This is a genomic window from Aquabacterium sp. UBA2148 (assembly GCF_002328915.1).
Taxonomy (GTDB): Bacteria; Pseudomonadota; Gammaproteobacteria; order Burkholderiales; family Burkholderiaceae_C; genus Aquabacterium; species Aquabacterium parvum.
Genome location: NZ_DCXA01000153.1, coordinates 1 through 2,028, shown reverse-complemented (window position 1 = coordinate 2,028; position 2,028 = coordinate 1). Strand labels below are relative to the sequence as shown.

3 protein-coding genes are annotated in these 2,028 nt (G+C 65.2%); all 3 read left to right on the top strand.

The window, feature by feature from the left end; translation table 11 throughout:
* Nucleotides 1-709: putative DNA-binding domain-containing protein (locus tag B2W70_RS08415; RefSeq protein WP_286744727.1), on the top strand; the 709-nt coding region annotated here is incomplete at its 5' end.
* 12 nt (nt 710-721) lie between these two features.
* Nucleotides 722-1,219 (top strand): DoxX family protein, encoded by a 498-nt coding sequence (locus tag B2W70_RS08410; protein WP_286744725.1) that lies wholly within the window; start codon nt 722-724, stop codon nt 1,217-1,219.
* 199 nt (nt 1,220-1,418) lie between these two features.
* On the top strand, nt 1,419-1,952 hold the full coding sequence (locus B2W70_RS08405) for a carboxymuconolactone decarboxylase family protein (RefSeq protein WP_137841424.1): 534 nt from the start codon (nt 1,419-1,421) through the stop codon (nt 1,950-1,952).
* Nucleotides 1,953-2,028: the final 76 nt, after the last annotated feature.

Genomic DNA, 2,028 nt, shown 5'->3' with positions numbered 1-2,028 from the left:
CCCACACCTGTCGGCGCTTTGGCCCTACCCCCCTTCGCGACGCGCCAACGCTCAGCGGGCCCTGGCCATCACCTACCCGACCGTGGTGCAGCTGCTGGGCGACGAGGCCTTCGAGGTGCTGAGCCAGCGCTTTCTCGACCAGAGCCCGCATGGGCTGGCCGACTGGGGCGCATGGGGCGAGGGCTTTGCCGCCTGCCTGGCGCAGCAGCCAGAGCTGCAAGACCTGCCTTACCTGCCCGATGTCGCTCGGCTGGACTGGTTGTGCCACGTCAGCGAACGGGCCCAGGACACCGCTGTCGACGCCGCCTCGCTGGCCTGGTTGGGCACGCGCTCACCTGATGCCTTGCGCTTGTGCCTGGCGCATGACCTGCGGGTGCTGAGCTCAAGCCATCCGGTGCTGGCCATCTGGCACGTTCACCACGCCGAGCCTTCGCAACGGACCCGCTGGCAAGCCATCGCGAACGAGCCCTTGCCGCCTGGGTGGCGTCGGCACGTGCTGGTTCACCGCACACCGTGGCGTGCCGTGCCCGCCGAGCTGCCTGAGTCTGCCCACCGATTCTTGAGCGCCGTGATGGCGGGCATGAGCCTCGCGCAAGCGCTGGATGCGGCCGAGCCCGCGGGCTTCGACTTCGTCGAGTGGCTGCCCCACGCGATCCAGCAAGGCTGGGTCCTGGGGCTGGCCGAACACCTTCCCGATCCCACCCTTTGAATGGAGCACACCATGTCCCTGTCTTGCCGGGCGTCACGCCTCTACCGTTTTCAGTCAACTCAGCTGGCATCACTGGCCAGGCTCGAGCCATTGCTGCAGCTTGCGGCCAGGTTGCACGTGGCCCAGGTTTTCTGGTCCTCTGGCCTGACCAAGGTGCAGAACTGGGAGGGCACCTTGTTCCTGTTTCAGGAGGAGTACCAAGTGCCACTTTTGCCGCCCGAGCTGGCCGCGTGGATGGGCACTGGTGGCGAGCTGGCGCTGCCACCCTTGTTGGCCCTGGGCCTGTTGGGGCGCTTCTCGGCCCTGGGGCTGTTCGTGGTGAACCTGGTGGCGGTTCTCAGCCTGGCCGAGGTGCCGCCGGTGGCGCTGCAGCAGCACATCCAGTGGGGCGGTTTGCTGGCCTGGCTGGCCATCGCGGGGGTGGGTCGTTGGTCGCTGGATGGCTGGCTCGGTGCCCGAATCCGCGCCCGCACTTCGGCGCCTGACCTGGCTCGGCACCCCAGCACCTGAGCGCCGTTTCAGCCACGCCCACATCGAGGGGGGCCCTTGCGAAAGCGGGGGCCCTTTTTGCTTTGGGGTGGATTTGCATTGTTCCATCATTCGGAATGATCTATTCAACCTAATCGGTATTCACTAAAGAATCAGGATCAATCAAAGTTCACTCACTGGCTGCACGGATGCAACCAGGCCCACACAAAAGGACCCTCCCATGAGCCGCATCAACGTCATCGACCAACACAACGCCAACGCCGAACAAAAGGCCCTCCTGGACGCGATCCAGGGCCAGCTGGGCATGGTGCCCAACTTCCTGAAAGTCTTCGCCAACTCGCCGGTGGCGCTGCAAGCCTTCCTGGGCCTGCATGGCGTGGCCAACGCCGGCAGCCTGAGCCCGCAGACCCGCGAACGCATCGCCCTGGCGCTGGCCCAGCAAAACACCTGCGAGTACTGCCTGTCGGCCCACACCGCCATCGGTCGCAAAGCTGGTTTGACGGGTGACGAGATCGCCGCCGCCCGAGCTGGCAGCAGCGAAGACGCCAAGGCCGCCGTGGCCGTGAAGCTGGCGCGCAGCCTGGTCGAGCACAAGGGTGACATCACCACGGCCGAGCTGATCGAAGCCCGCGAAGCCGGTTACTCCGACGCCGACATCGTCGAAATCATCACCCACGTCGGCATGAACCTGCTCACCAACATCCTGGGCAAGGCCAGCCGCGTCGACATCGATTTCCCCAAGGTCGCACTCTGAAGCGATCGTTTTCCTTCCTCAACGTCCCAACCCCTCATTGAAAGAACCCATCATGAACACGCACTTCACTCGCCGC

What these genes read in the sequence shown, in the direction of transcription:
- B2W70_RS08405 (WP_137841424.1), top strand. Translation starts at nt 1,419, where the DNA reads ATGAGCCGCATCAACGTCATCGACCAACACAACGCCAACGCCGAACAA.
- B2W70_RS08410 (WP_286744725.1), top strand. Translation starts at nt 722, where the DNA reads ATGTCCCTGTCTTGCCGGGCGTCACGCCTCTACCGTTTTCAGTCAACT.